Here is a 19,101-nt window from a genome sequence, read left to right on the forward strand (position 1 = left end):
AAGCGGCGGACCCTGCTCCAGGTTTGGCCCGGCGTTGCCTGCGCACAAAGGCTCGATGTCGTCGCTGTTCCGTGGCGGCTGCAGAAACACGCTAAGTGGTCGCGCGTGGCTGTTCTGCCGACTTCCGTCGACGGCTACGGATCGGTGGTGACCGCCACCCTCTGGCGGCGGACCGGGGATGTCAGCAAGACTCGCATCCGGGAGGTTATCCATGACGGCGCGGCGGCGGACCCCGAGGGGACCGCCGACTTCCGTCGACGGCTACCTCCTCGGGCTCCCGCCCGGTTTCTGAGCACGGCCAAGGGCAGGGGGATCGCTGGGGTCCCTCGTGCTCCCCGGAAGAAGTGGCCTGAGTCGGGCCACCCCCTTCCAAAGGCTCCATGGTCACACGATCTCCAGGGGACACCGCGGGAGGGCGTCAAGAAAGGCTTGGCCATAGCGCTTGGTCAGAATCCGATTGTCCAGCACCACCACGATCCCGGTGTCGGTCTTGGTCCGGATGAGACGGCCCACTCCCTGGCGAAATTTCAAAATGGCCTCCGGCAGCGAGAACTCCTGAAAGGCGTTGCCGCCGCGGGCTTCGATGGCTTCGATGCGCGCCTCGATCAACGGATGATCCGGCACGGCAAAAGGCAGACGGGTAATGATCACGTTGCTGAGGGCTTCCCCCGGAACATCCACGCCCTGCCAGAAACTGTCCGTGCCAAAGAGGACCGAGTCCACGTCTTCCTTGAACTTCTCCAGCAGCACGGACCGCGGCGCACCGGTGCCCTGTACGAAGCAGGTAATGCCCAGTGCCTCCAGCCGGGGTCGGAGCGCGGCGGCCACTTCCTGCATGAGTCGTGCGTTGGTGAACAGGATGAAGGCCTTGCCATGTGTCAGCCGGACGAAATGTTCGATCCAGTGTTCGAGGGCCGGTCGATACGCGGGATCGCGCGGGTCCGGCATCTTGCCCACGACGTACACCTTCATCTGCCGCGCGTAATCGAAGGGGGTGCCCACCTGGAGTTGAAGCGCGGATTCTCCGCCGACCCGTTTGGCGAAGTAATCCAGACCCCGGGCCGGGGGGCGCCCTGGAGTGCGCCGCTCGGGCGTCGCGTTTCCTGCCGGTGCGGGCTCCGGGTCGTCGACCCGGCGGGTGGCGAGCGTGGCACTGGTCATGATGATGCTGGTGCCGCTCTCGAACAGGCGCGCGCGCAGGTAATCGGCCACCTCCACGGGGGCCGCATTGAGGGTCAGATTCTGTTGTGTCTTTCCGGCGCGTTCCACCCAGTACACGTAATGCTCCGCGCTCTGGTTCAAAAAGGCTGCCACGGCCTCTCGCAGCTCGCCCAGGCGCCGATTGCACTCGGCCAGTTCCTCGCCGATCTCCCGATCCTCGCTGGTCTTGATCAGGTCGCTGAGCGCCTCCCGCAGTCGTTGCAACGGCCCGGTCAGCAAATCGGGCACGAAGTCGGGCTGGCGGATGCGCAGCTCCGTCCAGTTCCGCACCGAAGGGCCGGCCCCGGTTTCTTCTTCGGGGCTGCCCTCGCCGGGCCGGGCGACCCGCGCCAGGGTTTCGCACGCCGCTTCCAGCTGCTCGAAAAACGCGTCGGCCGCCTTGAGCGCGTCGGCCACGAGCGCAACGGCGGCGCCCTTGCGCAGCGTCGCCAACAGACCTTTCTGCGTCCGCGGGTTCCACAGTCGCTGCAGCGTGTAACGCACCTGGGCGTGAGAAAGACTCAGTCCGATGTGCCGGGCCGCCACGTTCTCGACCGTGTGGGCCTCGTCCAGAATGACAAAGTCATTCTTGAACAGCACGCCGCCCTCCGGTGGCTCCTCATCCCAGCCGCCCAGCAGCGTGAACAGGAGGGTGTGGTTCAGCACCAGCACATCCGAGGAAAGCATGCGCTGCCGCGCTCGCTGGTAAAAACACGCGCCATGCAGCTTGGCGAACTCGGAGTGCGGCCCGCAGAGCTTCGGGGCACACAGCCCGCGCTCGGAGCACACCTGGTCCCAGACCTTCGGATCCGGCTGGGGATCCAGATCGGAAAGGCTGCCATCCTCGGTGCGCTGGGCCCACGCGTACAAGCGTTCCAGTTCGGCCTGCTCGGGGGAGGTGAAGAGGGCCTGGGCCTGTTCGCGGGCCTTGTGCAGGCGACGCGTGCACAGGTAATTGGCCCGGCCCTTCAGCATGGTGTAGGTGAATTTCACCGGCAGGATCCGTTCCAGCAGGGGCAGGTCTTTCTGGATCAACTGCTCCTGCAAATTGATGGTATGGGTGGACACGATGGCCCGCTTGCGCTGCGCCACCGCGTGGAGAATGGCCGGGATGAGGTAGGCCAGGCTTTTGCCCACGCCCGTCCCCGCCTCCACAATCAGGCTCTGCCCGTTGACCAGTGCGCGCGCCACCGCCACCGCCATGGCCTGTTGCTGGGGCCGATACTCGAAGTTCCGCGCCCGCGCCAGCAGGCCATGTGGCGAGAAGAACGTCTCCACCTGCGACACCAGGTCATTGCCCGCAGGCTGCGGATCGAGAACGGAAATCATGGGAGAAACCGAATCCGGGCAAGCATGGCGAGCCTCGGGTACAGGGCGGCCCCGGGGTTCACGACCCCTGCGGGCCCCCGGGGGTCGCGCCCGTTCCGGCCGAAGGGCCGCTCTCGGCCGTGACCCGGCCGCTTTGCAACGCCGCCAGTTGCTTTTCCAGCTCCGCCACTCGTCGCAGCAGATCCGGCAACTGTTGCAGGGCCACGATCTGGCGCTTGGCCTGCCGATCCGGCTGAGCGGGAATGCCGAACCACTTCTGGTTGTCGGGAATGTCGTGCATCACCCCGGATTTGGCCGCGACGCTCACTCGATCGCCGATTTTCAAGTGACCCGCCAGACCCACCTGGCCGGCCAGGACCACATAATTGCCCAACCGCGTGCTGCCGGCGATGCCCGTCTGCGCCACGATCAAACACCGCTCCCCGATGCTCACGTTGTGGGCCACCTGCACCAGGTTGTCGATCTTCGTGCCGCGGCCGATCACCGTCGGGCCCAGCGCGCCGCGGTCCACGGTCACGTTGGCCCCGATTTCCACATCATCGCCAATGATCACATTGCCCACCTGCGGGACTTTCAAGTGGACGGGGCCGTCCTGCACATACCCGAACCCGTCACTCCCGATCACACTGCCGGCGTGAATGCGCACGCGCGATCCCACCTGGGTCCGCGGATAGAGCGTGACATGGGGGAACAACCAGACCTCTTCTCCCAAAACGCAATTCTCCCCCACAAAGACCTGCGCCCAGAGGACACAGCGCGGCCCGATGACCGCCCCGGCGCCGATGACGCATCCGGGCCCGATGTGCGCCGTCGAATCCACACGGGCACTCGGGTCCACCACGGCCGTGGGGTGAATCCCGGGGGCAAACTGCGGCTCGGGGAAAAACAGGGGCAGCACCTTGGCAAACGCGATGCGGGCATTCCGGACCCGGATCAACGTTTTGGCCGACGTCACGGGGCGATCGACGAGGATCGCCGAGGCCCGACCCTGTTCCGCCCGGGCCAGAAACACTTCGTTTTCGGCAAAGGTCAAATCGCCCGGCTCGGCCCGATCCGCCGGGGCAAACCGGTGCAATACGACCGAACCGTCGCCAATGACCTCGCCACCCACATGACGCGCAATTTCAGCCGCCGTGAAAGGCATAGGAAACCGTCCCGGATCCGTGCACGCTCCGGGCCGGTGGCAGACTATGAAGAACTCCGGCCACGAATTCAATGCGAAGTTCGGCCACTGCGGGCCCGTCAGGGTGCCCCTCACCAGGGCACACCCTGGCCGGTACCCGGGCCCGAGCCCCGGCACCGGATCAGTCGAACATTTTGCCGGGATTCAAAATCCCCTGCGGATCCAGCACGCGCCGAATCTCTCGCAGCACCCGCATTTGCACGGCGCCGGCCTGCATCGGTAGAAACGGCTTTTTCGCCAGCCCCACACCGTGTTCTCCCGTGATCGTGCCGCCCAGGCGAACCGCCTCCTCGAAAATCTCCCGGGCCGCCGCTTCCACCCGGTGCATCTCCTCGGCATTCCGTTCGTCCGTCAGAAAGGTCGGATGCAGGTTCCCATCGCCCATGTGGCCGAAGGTGCCGATGCGCAACTGATATTTCCGGGCCACCGCCTGGATGAACCGCACCATGCGGGCCAATTCGCTGCGTGGCACCGTGGCATCCTCGAGAATGGTGGTGGGCGACACCCGGGCCAGGGCGGAAAAGGCGTTGCGCCGCGCCGCTGCCAGGCGCAGGGCCTCCGCGTTGTCCCGGGCTACGCGGACCTCGCGTGCCCCGTTGCGTCGCGCGATCTCCGCCATTCGAGCGGCCTCCTCCTCGACAGCCGCCGGATGCCCGTCTGTCTCCATCAACAACAACGCCTCGCAGTCCAAGGGCAGGCCCACATGCGCATAAGCTTCCACGCAGTGGATGGTGGTGCGATCCAGGAATTCCAGGGTGCAGGGAATGATCTGTGCTGCGATGATGTCGGACACCGTCTGAGCCGCGGCCTCCATTTGGTCGTACGTGGCCAGCAGGGTCTTCTTGGCCGGGGGCTGCGGGATCAGCCGCAGTAACACTTTGGTGATCACGCCCAACGTCCCCTCGGAACCGATGAACAGATCCTTGAGCGAATACCCGGCCACGTCCTTGACGCACTTGTTGCCGGTGAAAAACACCTCACCGTCCGGCAGCACAATCTCCAAACCCATCACGTAGTTCCGCGTGATTCCATATTTCAGGCCGCGCAGGCCGCCGGAGTTCTCCGCCACGTTACCGCCAATGGTCGAAATCTTCATCGAGCCGGGATCCGGCGGATAAAACAACCCGGCCGCAGCGGCGGCGTCGGCGATGGCTTGCGTGGTGGCGCCCGCCTCCGCCAGCAGGGTGAGGTTGGCACGGTCCAGTTCCAGGATGCGATCCATCTTGGCCAGGCACAGGACAATACAGTCCGGGACCGGCACGCTGCCGCCGCTGAGCCCGGTGCCGGAGCCGCGCGTGACCACGGGCGTCCGCGTTCGCTGGGCCAGCTTGAGAATGGCCGCCACCTGTTCCGTCTGCCGGGGGAAGACCACGCAACCGGGCATTTGCTGCAATGCCGCCGTGCCGTCAAAAGAGTACGGAATGAGGTCCTCCGGGGCGGTGAGCAGCTGATCCGGCCCGACGATTTCGCGCAACGCGCTCAGCACCTCTTGTGGCATGCCCATACAACAACGCGCGCCAGCATCGGTCAAAGCCGTTTCCACGGCAAGCGACCGTTGCACGACGCGTCAAGACCGGCCCATCGGATGAGGCCCGCCGTTCTCGGTTCTCCTCCCTGCGTGCGGTCGTCGGCCGCTTCGACACAACCGGTCCGGTCGGCCATGACGCTGAAGCGTTGAGCCCATCGCATGCCGGAGATTTCGGGGAGCATGAGAAGATCACTGGCACTGACCCTGAGTGGCCCAGGCGCGCAGTCCACATCCAAACCGTCCCGACCGCGCCGCAGCGCTCTGAAACCGTCGCAGCCGTTCCGCTGGATTTTGAAGTGGTGTCGGCCGCCGCGTCCCCGTTCAATAAACCGCGGGGCGAGCCCTGTCAGCGGCCCCGGTCGCGAAGCCGCGGCCGGGTCGGGACGGATGCGTCCCCCACTCAATCCACGGACAGACAAGGAAGCGTATGAAAAGATTCTGGATCGCGTCGCTCGGTTTGGCGGCCTGCGCCCTGACCGCTCAGGAAAAGGTGATTCCCCTCTACGACGGTCCGGCACCCGGATCGGAAGACTGGACCCACTCCGAACGGGAAAGCGTCTCCAACCTCTGGAACACGCGCGTCGTTTTCAATGTGTCGCGTCCGACGCTCACCTGGTTTGCGCCCGACCGGGCCAGGGCCAACGGCACGGCGGTCATCATCTGCCCCGGCGGTGCGTTCTTTGCCCTGTCCATCGACAGCGAGGGCCGCGACGTGGCACGCTGGCTGGCCGAGCGCGGCGTGCACGCCTTTGTCCTGAAGTATCGCCTCGTCAAATGCGAAACCGACGACCCCACCCGGGAAGTCATGACACGAGGACCGCTGGATGCCGTCGTGGCGCCGGTGGTGAAGCTGGCCATGGCCGACGGACTGGCCGCGGTGCGGCACGTGCGAGAGCGCGCCGCCGAATACGGCGTAAACCCGCGGCGCATCGGCATCCTGGGGTTCTCGGCCGGCGGCACGGTGGCCGCCTCGGTCGCTTACAACTACGACCCCGGCAGCCGACCCGACTTCGTCGCGCCCATCTACCTGGCCTATCACTGGACCATCAAGGACCGGGGCGTGCCTACCGACGCCCCGCCCATGTTCATCGTGGCGGCCTCGGACGATCAACTCCGGCTGGCCCCGCACAGCGTGGAGCTCTACCAGGATTGGACCCGCGCCGGTCATTCGGCCGAACTCCATTTGTACGCCCGTGGCGGTCACGGATTCGGCATGCGCCGCCAGAACCTGCCCAGCGATCGCTGGATCGAACGATTTGCGGATTGGCTGGACATGAACGGCTGGATGCGTCCCTGACGTGCCGATGGTCGGACAGCTCATCCGGCAACCCTTGGGCACCTGCCCGGGAACCACGCCCGGTACTTCGGTTTGTCGGGCTGCGCGGCAATCGAGTCCCGCCCCACGCCCAGGGAGCGTGCATCGCCTCGATCCGAGCGGCCATGCGTCAGGATGGAGATGAAACCCCGGCGGCTCCACCCGACGCAGACGGAGGGACAAACCTCCTGCGCGATCGTCGCTCAGGCAGTCTCGACCGCTTCCCTGCGCAGGGCGTCGGGCACGGGTAGCCGACGCAGGTAGCGGATCTGAAACACGTCGGGAGAGTCGCCGGGGTCCACGGAAGCTTCCAACAGGGCCGCCTGCTGCAAAATCGGCCACGCCACGGCATCCCGCCGCAGGCACGCCACCGGCCATTGCCGACCCCTCGGCCGGGAGTCGGTCGTGTCCGAAAGTGGCTCGAGTTCCGCCACCAGGTCGGCCACGGTGCGATGCCCGATGTTGACCAGCCAGGCCAGGATCTGCTCGCGCGGATAGCGGAAGATCTCGGGATGCAAAAAGAGCAACTCTCGGGGCAACACGCGCAGCGCATACGCACCGGCCGTCCACCAGTCCGGACGCAGACTGGGGAATTCGCGAACCGTCAAGAGTTTCCGCAGCGCCCCGTCCAGGAGCGGTACCAACGACCGCAAAAGCTTCGCCTCGACAAAATCGAGCCGCCCGGCGCGGTTGAAGCGATGCGAGATTTTGATCCGCCCGCGCTGGCCGCGGAACTCACCCTCGTAACAGACCGAAAGGATCACGTGATCGTACACGGACTGCACCTGCATCCAGCATCCCGCGGCGTAGCCCGCATAGTCGCGCTTGCTGGCGTCGGGGGGCGCGGGATGCGACCGCACAAAGGCCTCGATTTGTGCCAGGCGGACAAAATAACTGCTGTTGGGGGCAAACCCGTGCGCCCGGAGGAACTCGGCGAACTGACGAATCTGCGCCATTTGGAGGCCCGGTCCGGTCCGCAGCGCGGCCTCGAGGGCTTCCAGCTGCTGGCGGGCTAGCCGCCGCGCTTCCTTGGTTGGAGTCTGTGCAGGTGTCACGGTCTGATTGTCGGGGCGACTGCGCCTGGCTGTCCGGTGGCCGCAGCCTTTCACGCGTTGCGCCAGCCAGTTTGTCCACCGTTCCAGCCATCCGGACCGCCAGGCGCGTCGGTCGCTTCAAACCGAGTGCACTCTAGCGCACTCCACCAAGCCGCCAACTGTGCGTTTGGATGCACACCCGGAAAAATTTGGAACCCGCCCAGCCTCCGCCTCGTGATCTCGAAGCCCGTCAAGAACGAGACCGTCGCATTCCGCAGTCCGGAAAGTGCTGCAACACATTGCAAACCAATGTGTTAGATGCATTCCGTGTGAGGGGATCCCACACTCTGGATAAGACGGAGACTCCTGAGCGCAATGTCCGCGGCGATGAAAAGGCCTTCCGGATGCCGGAACGGGCAAGGTTGCGAGCCGAGAGGCCGTCAGGTGCCCCCGGGCCTGACCGCGCCGATCATGGAGCCTGCGCGGGTGGACAGGGTCCGCACCGCCGGAGGAGTGCCAACGCGGCCCGAGCCGCCCGGCCAGATCCTGCAGCCGATGCCAAGCACGGTCCCGGCCGCCACAGCGCCACATACCATGTCGGCCCGAGACTCTGCCGCGCCCGCCGCAGCGCCCCGGTCCACGAAACCACGTCCCCCCAGGATCGCCGCTCCTGAGACGGGTCCAATGGAACAGAGGCCCCGAGTTTCACGGTTGGCTCTCTTGGAAGGACGACCCGGGTGCAACGTGGTCCAGCGACACGTTGACTTGACTTCCGCGGTCGTGTTAAGGTGCACACGCCGTTAGGCAGGTATGGCTTCGTTGTTGAACCAGCCCGTTCTGGTGTTGAATCGCCTCTGGCAGGCCGTCAATGTCTGTTCTGCGAGGCGGGCGCTGACGTTGCTTTTCCAGGGGCATGCCCAGGCGGTCCTCTGCCGCCCCGACGGCACCTACCAAACCTTCAACTTCAACGAATGGAGTGACTTTTCCCGCGCCGAGCCCGGTCCGGACAGCATCGCCACGGTCAGTTTCCGCATCCGGATTCCGCGGATCATCCTGGTCCTGTTCTTCGATCGCGTGCCGAAGAAGGAGGTCACCTTCACCCGCCACAACATCTTCGAGCGCGACAAGAACACGTGCCAGTATTGCGGGCGGGTCTTTGACCGCAAGGACCTCAACCTGGACCACGTGATCCCCAAGGACCGGGGCGGGCCGACGACCTGGGAGAACATCGTCTGCTCCTGCATCGAGTGCAACACCCGCAAGGGCAATCGCACCCCCCAGGAAGCCGGCATGCGTCTGATCCGCAAGCCCAAGAAGCCCCGGTGGCGGCCGTTTCTGCACATCACGGTGGGGTTCCAGCACCACGACAGCTGGAAACACTTCATCGACCTCGCCTATTGGAACGTCGAGCTGGGCGAGGACAAGGACTAGCGTTCCGGCACTCCTTGCGCCGCTGATCCACGGGCGGACGAGGGCGCCGGAATCAATCGGGCAACCCCGCGGGGGAGCCGGCAGCTCGAGATTCGTCTTTCCGACGACTGCTGGTTCCTGTGCGGTGTTGAGAGCCAGACGCCCTCTGTCCGGAGAGTCGTGGGAGCAGGCGGCTCGAAAACGCCGTGTTGTGGCCGGGCCGCTCGGCAGACGAGTTGGAGACACTCAACCGGCCAGCCGCAAGGTTGCCAGCCTTTCCATTCACCCGATTGGGTGGGCTGAACGCGCCAGCTCGAACTTTTCCCGGACCACCACTTCGCGCGCTCGCGCCGCGCCGGCGGCGACGATCTCGATCCGGGGCCCGGATCAGGATCGCGTCGAGTGCCGCGCCGCTTCGATCATCTCCCAAAACTTCGGGTTCTCCTGCAGCGCCTCGTCCTCCGGAACCTTCAAGCCCGATCGGAACAAGAAGTCCTTCAACGTGTGCCGATTCAGGATCCGATGCACCAGAACGCCCAACTCGTGTCGCTCGAAGTACACCCGGTAATCGCCCAGTCGGTACCGATGCAGAATGCGGCCACCGCGCTCCAGCTTGCCAAAAGCATCCAACTCCGTCCCGATGACCTGACGGGGCAGGCCCCGGAACTCGCCCAGAATTTGCAACTGCAAGTCGCGCGGCATGCGCGACAGATCCGCTGCCGCCGCCGGGGTGAAAATGATCTGGAACGGAATCATCGGGACCAAAACAGTTTGGCGGCGCGTACGGGAATCGAACCCGTCTTTCGGCCTTGAGAGGGCCGCGTCCTGAACCGATAGACGAACGCGCCGTCTTGAACTCGCCTCCTCATCGTACCGTGCCCCTTGCGAATGTCAACCCACAGCACTGGTTTTCGGGCAAGGCCGGTGTCCGTCGTGCCCCCGGTCGTGGACCTCAACATCCCGAGCGTCCGGTACAAAGAGAATCCGCAGCACCTTCTGCCTGCGCGGCGCAACCCCCCGGATCACGGGAGCCATCCTCCCCGGACTCGAACGGGCTTCTGGGAACTCTGCCGAATGCATACCCACGGCCACGGGTCTCCCGAGAGCTCTTTGCCTGCGCCCGGTGCCGTGGCCCATAACCGCCTCCGCCAGTGCGGCTGCTCCTGCCACACTGTCCGCCCGCGCCCTTGCCCTTCGCCACCCCTGCCCACATGTGCACAAGATCGCTATCTCACAGGCTGACGACCAGCGTTTCCCTCGGAACATGGGCTGCCGAACGACTTGGGCGGACCGCGGTTCGCGCCTGTGTCCTTCTTCGAACGCCCCGCTGGCGCCACTGCTTCAACCTCGGGTCTCTGCACCGTGGCATGCCATGGCCCTGGCCGCTGCAGAACCTGCGAACTCAGACCCCGGCCCGGTCGGGACCCTGTTGGACCGGCCCTTCTGCAGCTCCTCGCCACGCCTCCTCTCTCCCGCTCATCGCCCCTTGGGGGTACCCTTGCATGCAGCCTGTCGCCTCGACGGACCATTCTGCACTTGGCGACTCTGTGAGGGTCGGCGCACCTTGACGGCCATGAACGACAATGGAGCCATTCCATCCGCCGCAGAACTGGCGCGGTACATCGAGCATACCTTGTTGCGACCCGAGGCCACCCGGGCCCAGATCGAGAAGCTTTGCGAAGAAGCGCGCACGTACGGGTTTTATGCCGTTTGCGTGAACGGATCGCGCGTGGAACTGGCGCGATACTGCCTGGAAGAATCGGACGTCCGGGTGGTGGCCGTGGTGGGCTTTCCCCTGGGCGCCATGAGTGCGGACGTCAAACGCTACGAAACGGAGGCCGCCGTGGACGACGGGGCGCACGAAGTGGACGTGGTGTTGAACATCGGCAAACTCAAGGACGGGGAGAACGCTGCGCTGCTGCGGGAATTGCGGGACGTGGTGGAGGCGGCGGACGAGCGACCGGTGAAAGTGATTCTGGAAACCTGTCTGTTGACGCGGGAAGAAAAGATTCGGGCCTGCCAGCTGGTTTTGGACTCGGGAGCGCGATTCGTGAAAACCTCCACGGGTTTTGGTCCGGCGGGCGCCACGGTGGAGGACGTGCAGCTTCTCCGGGAAACGGTGGGACCGAATTTCGGAGTCAAAGCCGCGGGCGGCATCCGGGACACGGCCACTGCGCTGGCCATGATTCGAGCCGGGGCGGATCGGTTGGGCACATCGAGCGGCGTGGCGATTGTCCGCGGCCTCCGCGCCGCCGGCTCTGGTGGCCCCGGGGGAGACTACTGAACCGAAGGGCGCGCCGAGACGTCCCGCGGGTCCGCATCCAGGAACTCCCGCAGGTGAGCCAGAAAAGCTTGGGGCGCGTCCACATGAACCCAGTGACCCGCCCCGGGGAGGGTGCGCACTTCGGCCCTGGGAAACCAGCGGCGTAATGCCGTCAAGTCCTCCGGCTCCAGATAATCCGAGCGCCCGCCCCGGAGAACCAACACCGCGCCTTCGAAGGGTCGGCCGCCCGCCACCGGTTCCAACAAGCGGGCGTAGTGCGCACGGATCGCGGCCAGATCCATCTGCCACCGGAGGAATCCATCCGGACCCGGCACGGCATTTTTTAACAAAAACCACCGCAGCCGCGCCTCCGGGATGCTTTCGGCCAGGGCCCGATCCAGCTCCGATCGGTGGCGAAAATTGCGGATGGGCACGCGGGCAAGCAGATCCAACAGGGCCGCATGGCGCGGCGGAGCCCGGCGGGGCGAACAATCCACCAGCACCAGGCGCCGCACGCGCGCCGGAAACTGAAGGGCCAGTTGCATGGCCACTTTGCCGCCCAGGGAATGGCCCACCACAGAAGCCGACGTCAGGCCTTTGGCATCCAGAAACGCAGCCACCGCACGGGCCAGGGCGGGGTACGTCAGCTCCCCCGGGGCAGGCGCACGACCGTGAGCCGGCAGGTCCGGTGCGTACACGCGGTAGGCGTCGGCCAGCGCCCGTGCCACGCCCAGCCAGTTCGTGCCCGACCCCAGCAGGCCGTGCAGCAGAACCACGGCGGGGCCCTGCCCCATGCAGTGGGCCGGGAGAGGCAGCTCCATCATGGACGGTAGCGTCGGGCCCTCAATCCGGAGTCGCTGACGCCACTGAGCTGGTGGGTGGCGCAGGTCGCAAGAATCGCTTGACGTTTAGTTTTCGTCAGTTGACGATACATACGGATAGTGAATCACTTATGACAGAGGGTTCGCGCGAGCTGGCCTACCGCGTGCTTCAGCAAGTGCATGAGGCGCAAGGGTTCGAAGCCGCTTTCCGCAAGGCAACCGGGCTGACCGTGTGCTTGCGCCCCTTGCCGGCCCCGGGCGAAGGGGTCGGCATTCTGCCGGAAGAGAATCCGGTATGCCGCCTGGCGGTGCAAACGGCTGCGGGCAGCGCCGTCTGCCGGGAAATGCAGATGCGCTTGCGGCGTCTCATTGAGTCCGGCCGCCCATTGGAACCGGTCACCTGCCTGGCAGGGCTGACCGTGCTGGCGGTGCCCGTGCGGCTGTGCGGCGAGCCTGCCGCCATGCTCCACACGAACCGGTTGCTCCTGCGCCCGGTCGGGCCGGAGGATGTAGAAGCGGCGGTGCGCCTGCTGCGCGGTTGGGGGGCACCGGCCACGGCAGAGACCATCGCGGCCGCGTTGCGCGACCTGGTCGTACTGACGCCTCCCCAGCTGGAAGCAGTCGTCCGCCTGCTCCGGATTTACGCGGAGTACCTGGGTGACCTGGCCAGCCGTCGCGTGTTGGCGGATCGTCAGGGCCGTCCCTGCGCCCTGGCCCAGGCCCTGACCTATATCAAGGAGCATCTGCCGGAGCGGTTGCCTCTGCGCGAGGTGGCACGGCGGGTCAACCTCAGCCCGTACTACTTTTGCAAACTCTTCCATCGCTCCATGGGCATGACGTTCACCGAGTACCTTGCGCGCATGCGGCTGGAACGGGCGAAGGATTTGTTGCTCAACCCGGCCCTGTCCGTCGCGGAGGTGGCCAGCGCGGTGGGCTTTGGTTCGATTCCTCATTTCAACCGGAGCTTCAAGAAGTACACGGGCATGACCCCCACCGCGTATCGCACCACCCGGTTGGGTCGCAACAAGGTTCCCCTGGCCGTGACCCTGAGTGCGTCCGGCTAGGAGGCTTCTGACAGGGCGGGGACGTTCGCAAATCACCCTCGATTTCTCGAGGAGACGCGCACAGCTTCTTGCCGACAAAACGGCTTTTCAACCCACGCGCCGCGCCCCCACGGACCGCCTGCACCGAGTCGTGTCCGCGCCGACGACAGGTGGGCCGCGCACCCCTGCCGGGGCTGCTCAATCCACCGGTTCCAATGTGACCCGCCGAACTTCGATTTCGCTGCCCTCGCTCTGGATGCAGATGTGGCCCGCCGTGTCGCTGCACTCGGTGGCCTGGTTCATCAGATGCCCGTTGACGTACAGCCGAATGGTGTCCCCTTTGCACACGATCTCGTACGTGTTCCATTCGCCCACCGGTTTTTCCCGGGAGGGCCCTTGCTTGGGCACGCGCCGGTCCTGCTTGCCGCCGTGTTCCTTGAAGGTGGTGCCTCCGATGACCCAGAAGTCCCCCTGATTGTCGTGCATGCCCTGCGCTTCGATGCTGCGCGGCCAGACGCGATCCGGTCCGGTCATGTGCACCAGCACTCCGGTATTGCCGGGCTTCAGGAACCGCCATTCCACGGTGAGCTTGTAATCGCGGTATTGATCGCGGGTGCGGATGTACCCGGCCGGTTTGCCCGTGCAATGAATGACGCCGTCGCGCACCGACCAGGTCTGGGCCGGGTCGGCGCCCGGAACGAACAAGACCCATCCGCTGAGGTCCTTGCCATTGAACAGTTCGATGCGCTGCTGCGGGCGAATGGCGTCCACCGCTTGCACGCCGAGCACGCCCGCTGTCAGGGCCCAAACCGCGGTCCAGCCTGCCCATCGCACCGCCGGGGTCTTCCGCCGAGAATACGTTTTCATGACCCGCAGCATTCGAGACGGCAATGGTTCTGTCAACTGCGCGGCAGCGACAGCGTTCGGACCCCGACCGCGAACTGCTCGGTGCCCGGCAGGGGATGGAAAGTTGCAGGCTCCTGAAGCCGGACCGGCTGCCCGGGGTGCCGCCGCGATTTCGGCTTTGGTTTTAAGGCAGGCGGTAGAAACCATCGTGACGCCGGTCCCGGCGGCATCCTCGGGTCCCGGTCGTCCTTGGGGTCCGCCGAGCCCGGTTCGCGCGCCGACCCTGCCAACGCCGCTCCCGCCCCGCGCAACGGGTTGCCCGGTTGCCGCGAGGTTCGTAAGGGAGTTCACCCGGTCGGGGCCGGGTCATGAGTCACTCATCGGAGCGGCCCCGCAGGTGTGGACCTGAGGCGGTGCCGGCCTCCGTGGCTTCGTCCGGGTGGCTCTGCCCGGAGGTTCTGGGTGCGGAGCTCAACGTCCCTTGTATGTGTGCGTGACGCCGGGTGGTTCGGCGATGGGCGGAAAAGCCGGGCAAACGCTCGCCAGTGGTGAAAATGGCTTGCATGAGAAGGGTTTCCAGATGTTCACTGAGCGGCAAATACTGAGGTCCACCGCCATGAAAACCAAACCGTCTGCGCCGGCCCGGCGGGGTTTGCTGGCCGGGGGCAACTGGATTGTCGATCAGGTCAAGATCATCGATGTGTGGCCGCAACCGGAGCAACTGGCCAATATTTTGAGCCAGTCCCAGGGCACCGGAGGGGCTCCCTACAATGTTTTGGTGGACCTGGCCCGCGCGGGTGCCCCGTTTCCGTTGTGGGGGGCGGGCCTGGTTGGCGACGACGATTTGGGCCGTTCCATCTTGCAGACCTGCCGGCAGTACAAGATTAACACCCAATACCTCGGCAAAACACAACGCGCCCCGACCTCGTACACCGACGTGATGACGGAACAGAAGACGGGCCGGCGCACGTTTTTTCACTCGCGCGGGGCCAACGCCCTCTGGCGCGGGGAGGATCTGGACTTCCGCAAAATCAAGGCGCGGCTCTTTCATCTGGGCTACCTGTTGTTGCTGGACGCGCTGGATCAGCCGGACGCCAAGTACGGAACCCGGGCGGCGCGATTGCTGGCGGAAGCGCAGGCGGCCGGCTTGAAGACGAGTGTGGACGTGGTCAGCGAGGACAGCGATCGGTTCGGCCGCATTGTCACTCCGGCTCTGCAGTATGTGGACTATTGTATCCTGAACGAACTCGAGGCGGGGCGAACCGCCGGGTTCAAGATTCGGTTGCCGGACGGGTCGCTGGACACGGTGGCTCTCCGCCATGCAGCGGGGGCCCTGCTCCAAAAGGGAGTACGAGAACTGGTTGTCATCCATTTCCCGGAAGGCGCCTTTGCCCGCACCCGCAAGGGCGAGGACGTCTGGCAAATGTCGCTGCGGTTGCCGGAAAACTACATCATGGGCACCGCCGGGGCCGGAGACGCCTTTTGTGCCGGCGTCTTGTGGGGCTTGCACGAGGGTTGGGATCTGCAACGGTGTCTGCTGACCGGGGTGTGTCTGGCCGCCGCCTCGCTTTCGGACGCCACCTGCACGGCCGGGGTCAAGTCGCTGCAGCACGCCCTGGGCCTGGTGCGTCGCTTCGGCTTCCGGCCTCCGTTGGAACCGCAGGATTGAGACCCGTGAAACCCCGGCCCGGGGAAGCCGGTCGGGGCGCCGGGCCCGGGGGTTCAGATCGTTTCCGATTCCGTCGACACCGGGGTCTTTTCGCCGCGCAGGGCTGCCATCAGGGCGTGCCAGGCCAGAATCGCGCACTTCACGCGGGCCGGATACTTGTGCACCCCGGCAAACACCGCCAGCTTGCCCACGCCATCAGCCACCTTTCCCGTGGTGACCATGTCGTGCACCACTTGAAACATCTGTTCCACCTCGGCCCGCGTCTTGCCGCGCGCAAACTCCGTCAGCAGCGAAGCCGACGCCTTGGAAATGCAACAGCCGGAGCCCACGAAACTGATGTCCTGAATGCAGTCGTCCTGCAGCCGCAGGTAGAGCTTGAGTTGATCCCCACAGAGGGGGTTGTGGCCGTGGGCGGAGCAGGTGGCCTCGGGGAGCTCATGAAAGTTCCGGGGATGCTTGCAGTGATCGAGGATCACCTCCTGGTACAGGTCTTGGATGTCGTCGAACATGGTGGGGCGCCGGGCAGGCCGGAGTGGATCTCAGGCCGCCACGAGGTGCGGACTGGTTTCCAATCGGTCCCAGACCAGGCGGTCGAGGGCTTCACGGGCCGGTTCGTACTGGACCCGTTCGATGATCTCCCCGGCAAAGGCATGAATCAGCATGCGCCGGGCCGTTTCGGGGCCGATGCCGCGGGTGCGCAGATAAAAGATGGCCTCGCGCTGGAGTTGGCCCACCGTGGCGCCGTGCGTGCATTTGACGTCGTCGGCGTAGATCTCGAGCTGGGGCTTGGTGTTGGCCACCGCCTCGTCTGACAGCAGCAGGTTCTTGTTGGTCTGTTTGGCGTCGGTTTTTTGGGCTCCGGGCCGGACCAGGATGCGGCCGTGGAAGACGCCGCGCGATTTGTCGTCGAGGATGCCGTTGAAATACTCGTGGCTGGCGCAGTGGGGTTGGGCGTGTTCCACGATCATGTGGTGGTCGGCCAACTGTTCGCCCCGGGTCAGGTACAGGCCGTTGAGGATGGCCTCGAGCCCCTCGCCGGCCAGCCGCACCCGCAGGTTGTATCGGGACAGGCGCGCCCCCAGGGCAAACGAGTGAATCCAGGCCCGGCAGGCCCGCCCCAGCGATGCATGCAACGCAGCCACATGAAATGCCTCGGGGGACTCATCCTGGAATTTCAGATGCTCCACAAAGGTCTCATCGCCCGCCACCAGCTCGGTCAGTGCGTTGGTGAAATACCGCGCCGCCCCTGCGTGTACGTAGCTCTCCAAGATCGTCACCTGACTGCGGTCTCCGACCACGACGAGATTGCGCGGGCAGAAGGTCAGACCTTCGCCGGCCGGGGTGGCGACATGGAGGATGCTCAGGGGCTCCGTCAACTTCGTGTCGGGGGGAATCCAAATCCAGGCACCATCGGCAAAGAACGCCTGATTCAGGGCGGTGAACCCGTTGTCCGCGGCACCCACGAGCCGGTCCCAGTAGGGCCGGAGGGCTTCCCCGTCCCGCGTCAGGGCCGGGATCAGGCTGCCAAACCGGACGCCCGCCGGTAGCGGATCCGGCCGGGAAAGCCGGGGATGATAATGGCCGTTGACGAACACCAGGCGCGGACCCGGCAGGCGGGCACACCACAACGAGTCGAGCACCTCCGGCGGCAGGTCCCCGGCTCCGGGTTCCAGCGCGGGCCGGAACGCCATCCGGGCAATCGGCGCCACGTTGGTGTAACGCCAGTCCTCGTCCTTGAGCGTGGGCAGGCCCAGGGACTGGAACCGTTCCAGGGCGGTGCGCCGGCGGTCCACCACCCACTCGGGCTGGTCCCACAGTTGCACCACCCGGTCAAATCGGCTCACGTACTTTTCCACGGTTTGCTTGGTTTCAACCGCTGCTTGCGTCATGAGACTGAATCCGTGTCGCGACTCCGGCACCGCGGCCGGGCTGTTCAATCTCCCACCCAGGTGGGAAGATCGCAATTCCGAAACGCCCCTACGTTAGCACGACCGGCTGCACAGACAAATCCGGGCTTTTCGTCGCGAGTTTTCGGGGCGGCAACGACCTGCCGTCCAGCCCCGGCACGTGAGGGAAGGGCCCAGGGGTCCGCCGGTTCATGGCTCGGCAGGCAAACCGGTTTTCTCGCCGTTGCCCGACCCGGCGTCCTCCACCAGGTAAGCCGCGAATTCCTGTTGATGTTGCGGACTGAGATGAACCCGGAAGCGGGCGGTCCTGGGGTAGTACCGACGCTCGACCACCTGGCCCACGGCGTGCAGCCGGGCGATCAAATCGGCTCGCTCATGAGGGATGGCCACCCGCACGCATTGCCGGCACGGGCGCAACTGTCGGGCAATTTCCTCCAGCAGGTTTTGCAGGCCCTGTCCGGTCAGGGCGGAGATGGCGACGGCCTGGGGATGCCGCTCATAAAACCGGGCCGCCACCTCCTGTCGCGGCAGCCGGTCCACCTTGTTGAACACGATGATGGTGGGCTTGTCATCGGCGCCGATCTCTTTGAGCACGCCCTCCACCGCGGCCATCTGTTCCTCGGCCAGAGGGTGGCTGATGTCCACCACGTGCAGCAGAAGGTCGGCCTCGGTCACTTCCTCCAGCGTGGCCTTGAAGGCTTCCACGAGTTGGTGGGGCAGCTTCCGGATGAAGCCCACCGTGTCGCTCAGGAGCACCTCCTGACGCGTCGGCAGCCGGAGCCGCCGCGTGGTGGGATCCAGCGTGGCGAACAGCTTGTCCTCGGCCAGAACCCCCGCGCCGGTCAGCGTGTTGAGCAGGGTGGATTTGCCGGCGTTGGTGTAACCGACGATCGAGGCCAGCGGAAATTGGTGGCGCTGCCGCGCGGCCCGCTGGATGGCACGCTGACGCCGCACTTCCTCCAGTTCCCGCTGGATGCGAGCAATCCGGTCCTGGACCTTGCGCCGGTCCACTTCCAGCTGGGATTCACCCTCGCCACCCCGCATCCCGATGCCGCCGCGTTGGCGCGACAAATGTCCCCAAAACCGCGTCAACCGGGGCAGCAGGTGCTGCAGTTGGGCCAGCTCGACCTGGAGCTTTCCCTCGCGCGTGCGGGCGCGCTGGGCAAAGATGTCGAGAATGAGCGCGGTGCGATCCAAGACCTTGCATTGAAACACCTTTTCCAGGTTCCGACTCTGTGCGGGGCTGAGCTCGTCGTCGAACACCACCGTGTCCACCTGGTTCTGGCGGCACCACGCGGCGAATTCCTCTGCCTTGCCCCGTCCGATGAAGGTGGCCGGGTGAATGGCCTCCACGCGCTGTACACCGTCGCCCACCACCTGCCCGCCGGCGGTGGTCACCAGTTGGGCCAGTTCTTCCAGAGAATCCCGCGTTTCCCAACCGTTGGCGCGGTGCTTCAACTCCGCGGCCACCAGGAAAACGCGTTCAATACGTCGTTGTTGTGTTTCGATGAGTCCTTTCAAGGTTTCAACCACCCGGGCCCAAAGGGGAGGGA

15 protein-coding genes and 1 tRNA gene are annotated in these 19,101 nt (G+C 65.5%); 5 read left to right on the plus strand and 11 right to left on the minus strand.

Annotated elements, in window-relative coordinates; all coding sequences use genetic code 11:
- Nucleotides 1-384: 384 nt before the first annotated feature.
- The 3 genes from ACPDIT_RS10290 to ACPDIT_RS10300 all read right to left on the minus strand — a co-directional run bounded on the left by ACPDIT_RS10290 (nt 385) and on the right by ACPDIT_RS10300 (nt 5,210).
- Nucleotides 385-2,529 (minus strand): ATP-dependent DNA helicase, encoded by a 2,145-nt coding sequence (locus tag ACPDIT_RS10290; RefSeq protein WP_423443188.1) that lies wholly within the window; start codon nt 2,527-2,529, stop codon nt 385-387.
- A 58-nt stretch (nt 2,530-2,587) separates the two neighbouring features.
- Nucleotides 2,588-3,673: a UDP-3-O-(3-hydroxymyristoyl)glucosamine N-acyltransferase gene (lpxD, locus tag ACPDIT_RS10295; RefSeq protein ID WP_423443190.1), complete on the minus strand. Its 1,086-nt coding sequence runs from the start codon at nt 3,671-3,673 to the stop codon at nt 2,588-2,590.
- Nucleotides 3,674-3,833: 160 nt separating this feature from the next.
- Nucleotides 3,834-5,210: an FAD-binding oxidoreductase gene (locus tag ACPDIT_RS10300; protein ID WP_423443192.1), complete on the minus strand. Its 1,377-nt coding sequence runs from the start codon at nt 5,208-5,210 to the stop codon at nt 3,834-3,836.
- A gap of 457 nt (nt 5,211-5,667) precedes the next feature.
- Between ACPDIT_RS10300 and ACPDIT_RS10305 the strand changes: the two genes are divergently transcribed.
- The gene (locus ACPDIT_RS10305; RefSeq protein ID WP_423443194.1) at nt 5,668-6,537 is read left to right on the plus strand and encodes an alpha/beta hydrolase; all 870 of its coding nucleotides are present in this window, start codon (nt 5,668-5,670) and stop codon (nt 6,535-6,537) included.
- Nucleotides 6,538-6,758: 221 nt separating this feature from the next.
- On the opposite strand, the gene ACPDIT_RS10310 is transcribed toward ACPDIT_RS10305, so the two are convergent.
- A complete protein-coding gene (locus tag ACPDIT_RS10310; RefSeq protein ID WP_423443196.1) occupies nt 6,759-7,610 on the minus strand; it encodes a hypothetical protein in 852 nt (283 codons plus the stop codon).
- Nucleotides 7,611-8,399: 789 nt separating this feature from the next.
- Here ACPDIT_RS10310 and ACPDIT_RS10315 point away from each other — a divergent pair.
- Nucleotides 8,400-9,020, plus strand: coding sequence for an HNH endonuclease (locus tag ACPDIT_RS10315; RefSeq protein WP_423443198.1), 621 nt, complete (start codon nt 8,400-8,402; stop codon nt 9,018-9,020).
- Between the two features lie 366 nt (nt 9,021-9,386).
- Here the strand turns inward: ACPDIT_RS10315 and ACPDIT_RS10320 are convergent, their stop codons facing one another.
- Entirely contained in the window at nt 9,387-9,755 is a 369-nt protein-coding gene (locus ACPDIT_RS10320; protein WP_423443200.1) for a type II toxin-antitoxin system RelE family toxin, read from the minus strand.
- A 16-nt stretch (nt 9,756-9,771) separates the two neighbouring features.
- A tRNA-Glu gene (locus tag ACPDIT_RS10325) sits at nt 9,772-9,847 on the minus strand.
- 725 nt (nt 9,848-10,572) lie between these two features.
- Between ACPDIT_RS10325 and deoC the strand changes: the two genes are divergently transcribed.
- Entirely contained in the window at nt 10,573-11,283 is a 711-nt protein-coding gene (gene deoC, locus ACPDIT_RS10330) for a deoxyribose-phosphate aldolase (protein ID WP_423443202.1), read from the plus strand.
- Here the strand turns inward: deoC and ACPDIT_RS10335 are convergent.
- On the minus strand, nt 11,277-12,086 hold the full coding sequence (locus ACPDIT_RS10335; RefSeq protein ID WP_423443204.1) for an alpha/beta fold hydrolase: 810 nt from the start codon (nt 12,084-12,086) through the stop codon (nt 11,277-11,279). The two genes, deoC and ACPDIT_RS10335, sit on opposite strands and share 7 nt — an antisense overlap.
- A 128-nt stretch (nt 12,087-12,214) precedes the next feature.
- On the opposite strand from ACPDIT_RS10335, the gene ACPDIT_RS10340 reads away from it, so the two are divergent.
- Nucleotides 12,215-13,147, plus strand: coding sequence for a helix-turn-helix domain-containing protein (locus ACPDIT_RS10340; protein ID WP_423443205.1), 933 nt, complete (start codon nt 12,215-12,217; stop codon nt 13,145-13,147).
- Between the two features lie 177 nt (nt 13,148-13,324).
- Here the strand turns inward: ACPDIT_RS10340 and ACPDIT_RS10345 are convergent, their stop codons facing one another.
- Nucleotides 13,325-13,993, minus strand: coding sequence for a 3-keto-disaccharide hydrolase (locus ACPDIT_RS10345; protein ID WP_423443207.1), 669 nt, complete (start codon nt 13,991-13,993; stop codon nt 13,325-13,327).
- Between the two features lie 595 nt (nt 13,994-14,588).
- Between ACPDIT_RS10345 and ACPDIT_RS10350 the strand changes: the two genes are divergently transcribed.
- A complete protein-coding gene (locus ACPDIT_RS10350) occupies nt 14,589-15,641 on the plus strand; it encodes a carbohydrate kinase family protein (RefSeq protein WP_423443209.1) in 1,053 nt (350 codons plus the stop codon).
- 53 nt (nt 15,642-15,694) lie between these two features.
- On the opposite strand, the gene sufU is transcribed toward ACPDIT_RS10350, so the two are convergent.
- From sufU to hflX, 3 genes are all read right to left on the minus strand, one after another.
- Nucleotides 15,695-16,150, minus strand: a complete 456-nt coding sequence (sufU, locus tag ACPDIT_RS10355) for a Fe-S cluster assembly sulfur transfer protein SufU (protein WP_423443211.1) — start codon at nt 16,148-16,150, stop codon at nt 15,695-15,697.
- 30 nt (nt 16,151-16,180) lie between these two features.
- Nucleotides 16,181-17,530 (minus strand): Fe-S cluster assembly protein SufD, encoded by a 1,350-nt coding sequence (sufD, locus tag ACPDIT_RS10360; protein WP_423443213.1) that lies wholly within the window; start codon nt 17,528-17,530, stop codon nt 16,181-16,183.
- Between the two features lie 207 nt (nt 17,531-17,737).
- A complete protein-coding gene (gene hflX, locus ACPDIT_RS10365; protein WP_423443215.1) occupies nt 17,738-19,069 on the minus strand; it encodes a GTPase HflX in 1,332 nt (443 codons plus the stop codon).
- Nucleotides 19,070-19,101: the final 32 nt, after the last annotated feature.

The sequence above is a fragment of the Limisphaera sp. VF-2 genome, assembly GCF_049537125.1.
GTDB lineage: Bacteria > Verrucomicrobiota > Verrucomicrobiia > Limisphaerales > Limisphaeraceae > Limisphaera.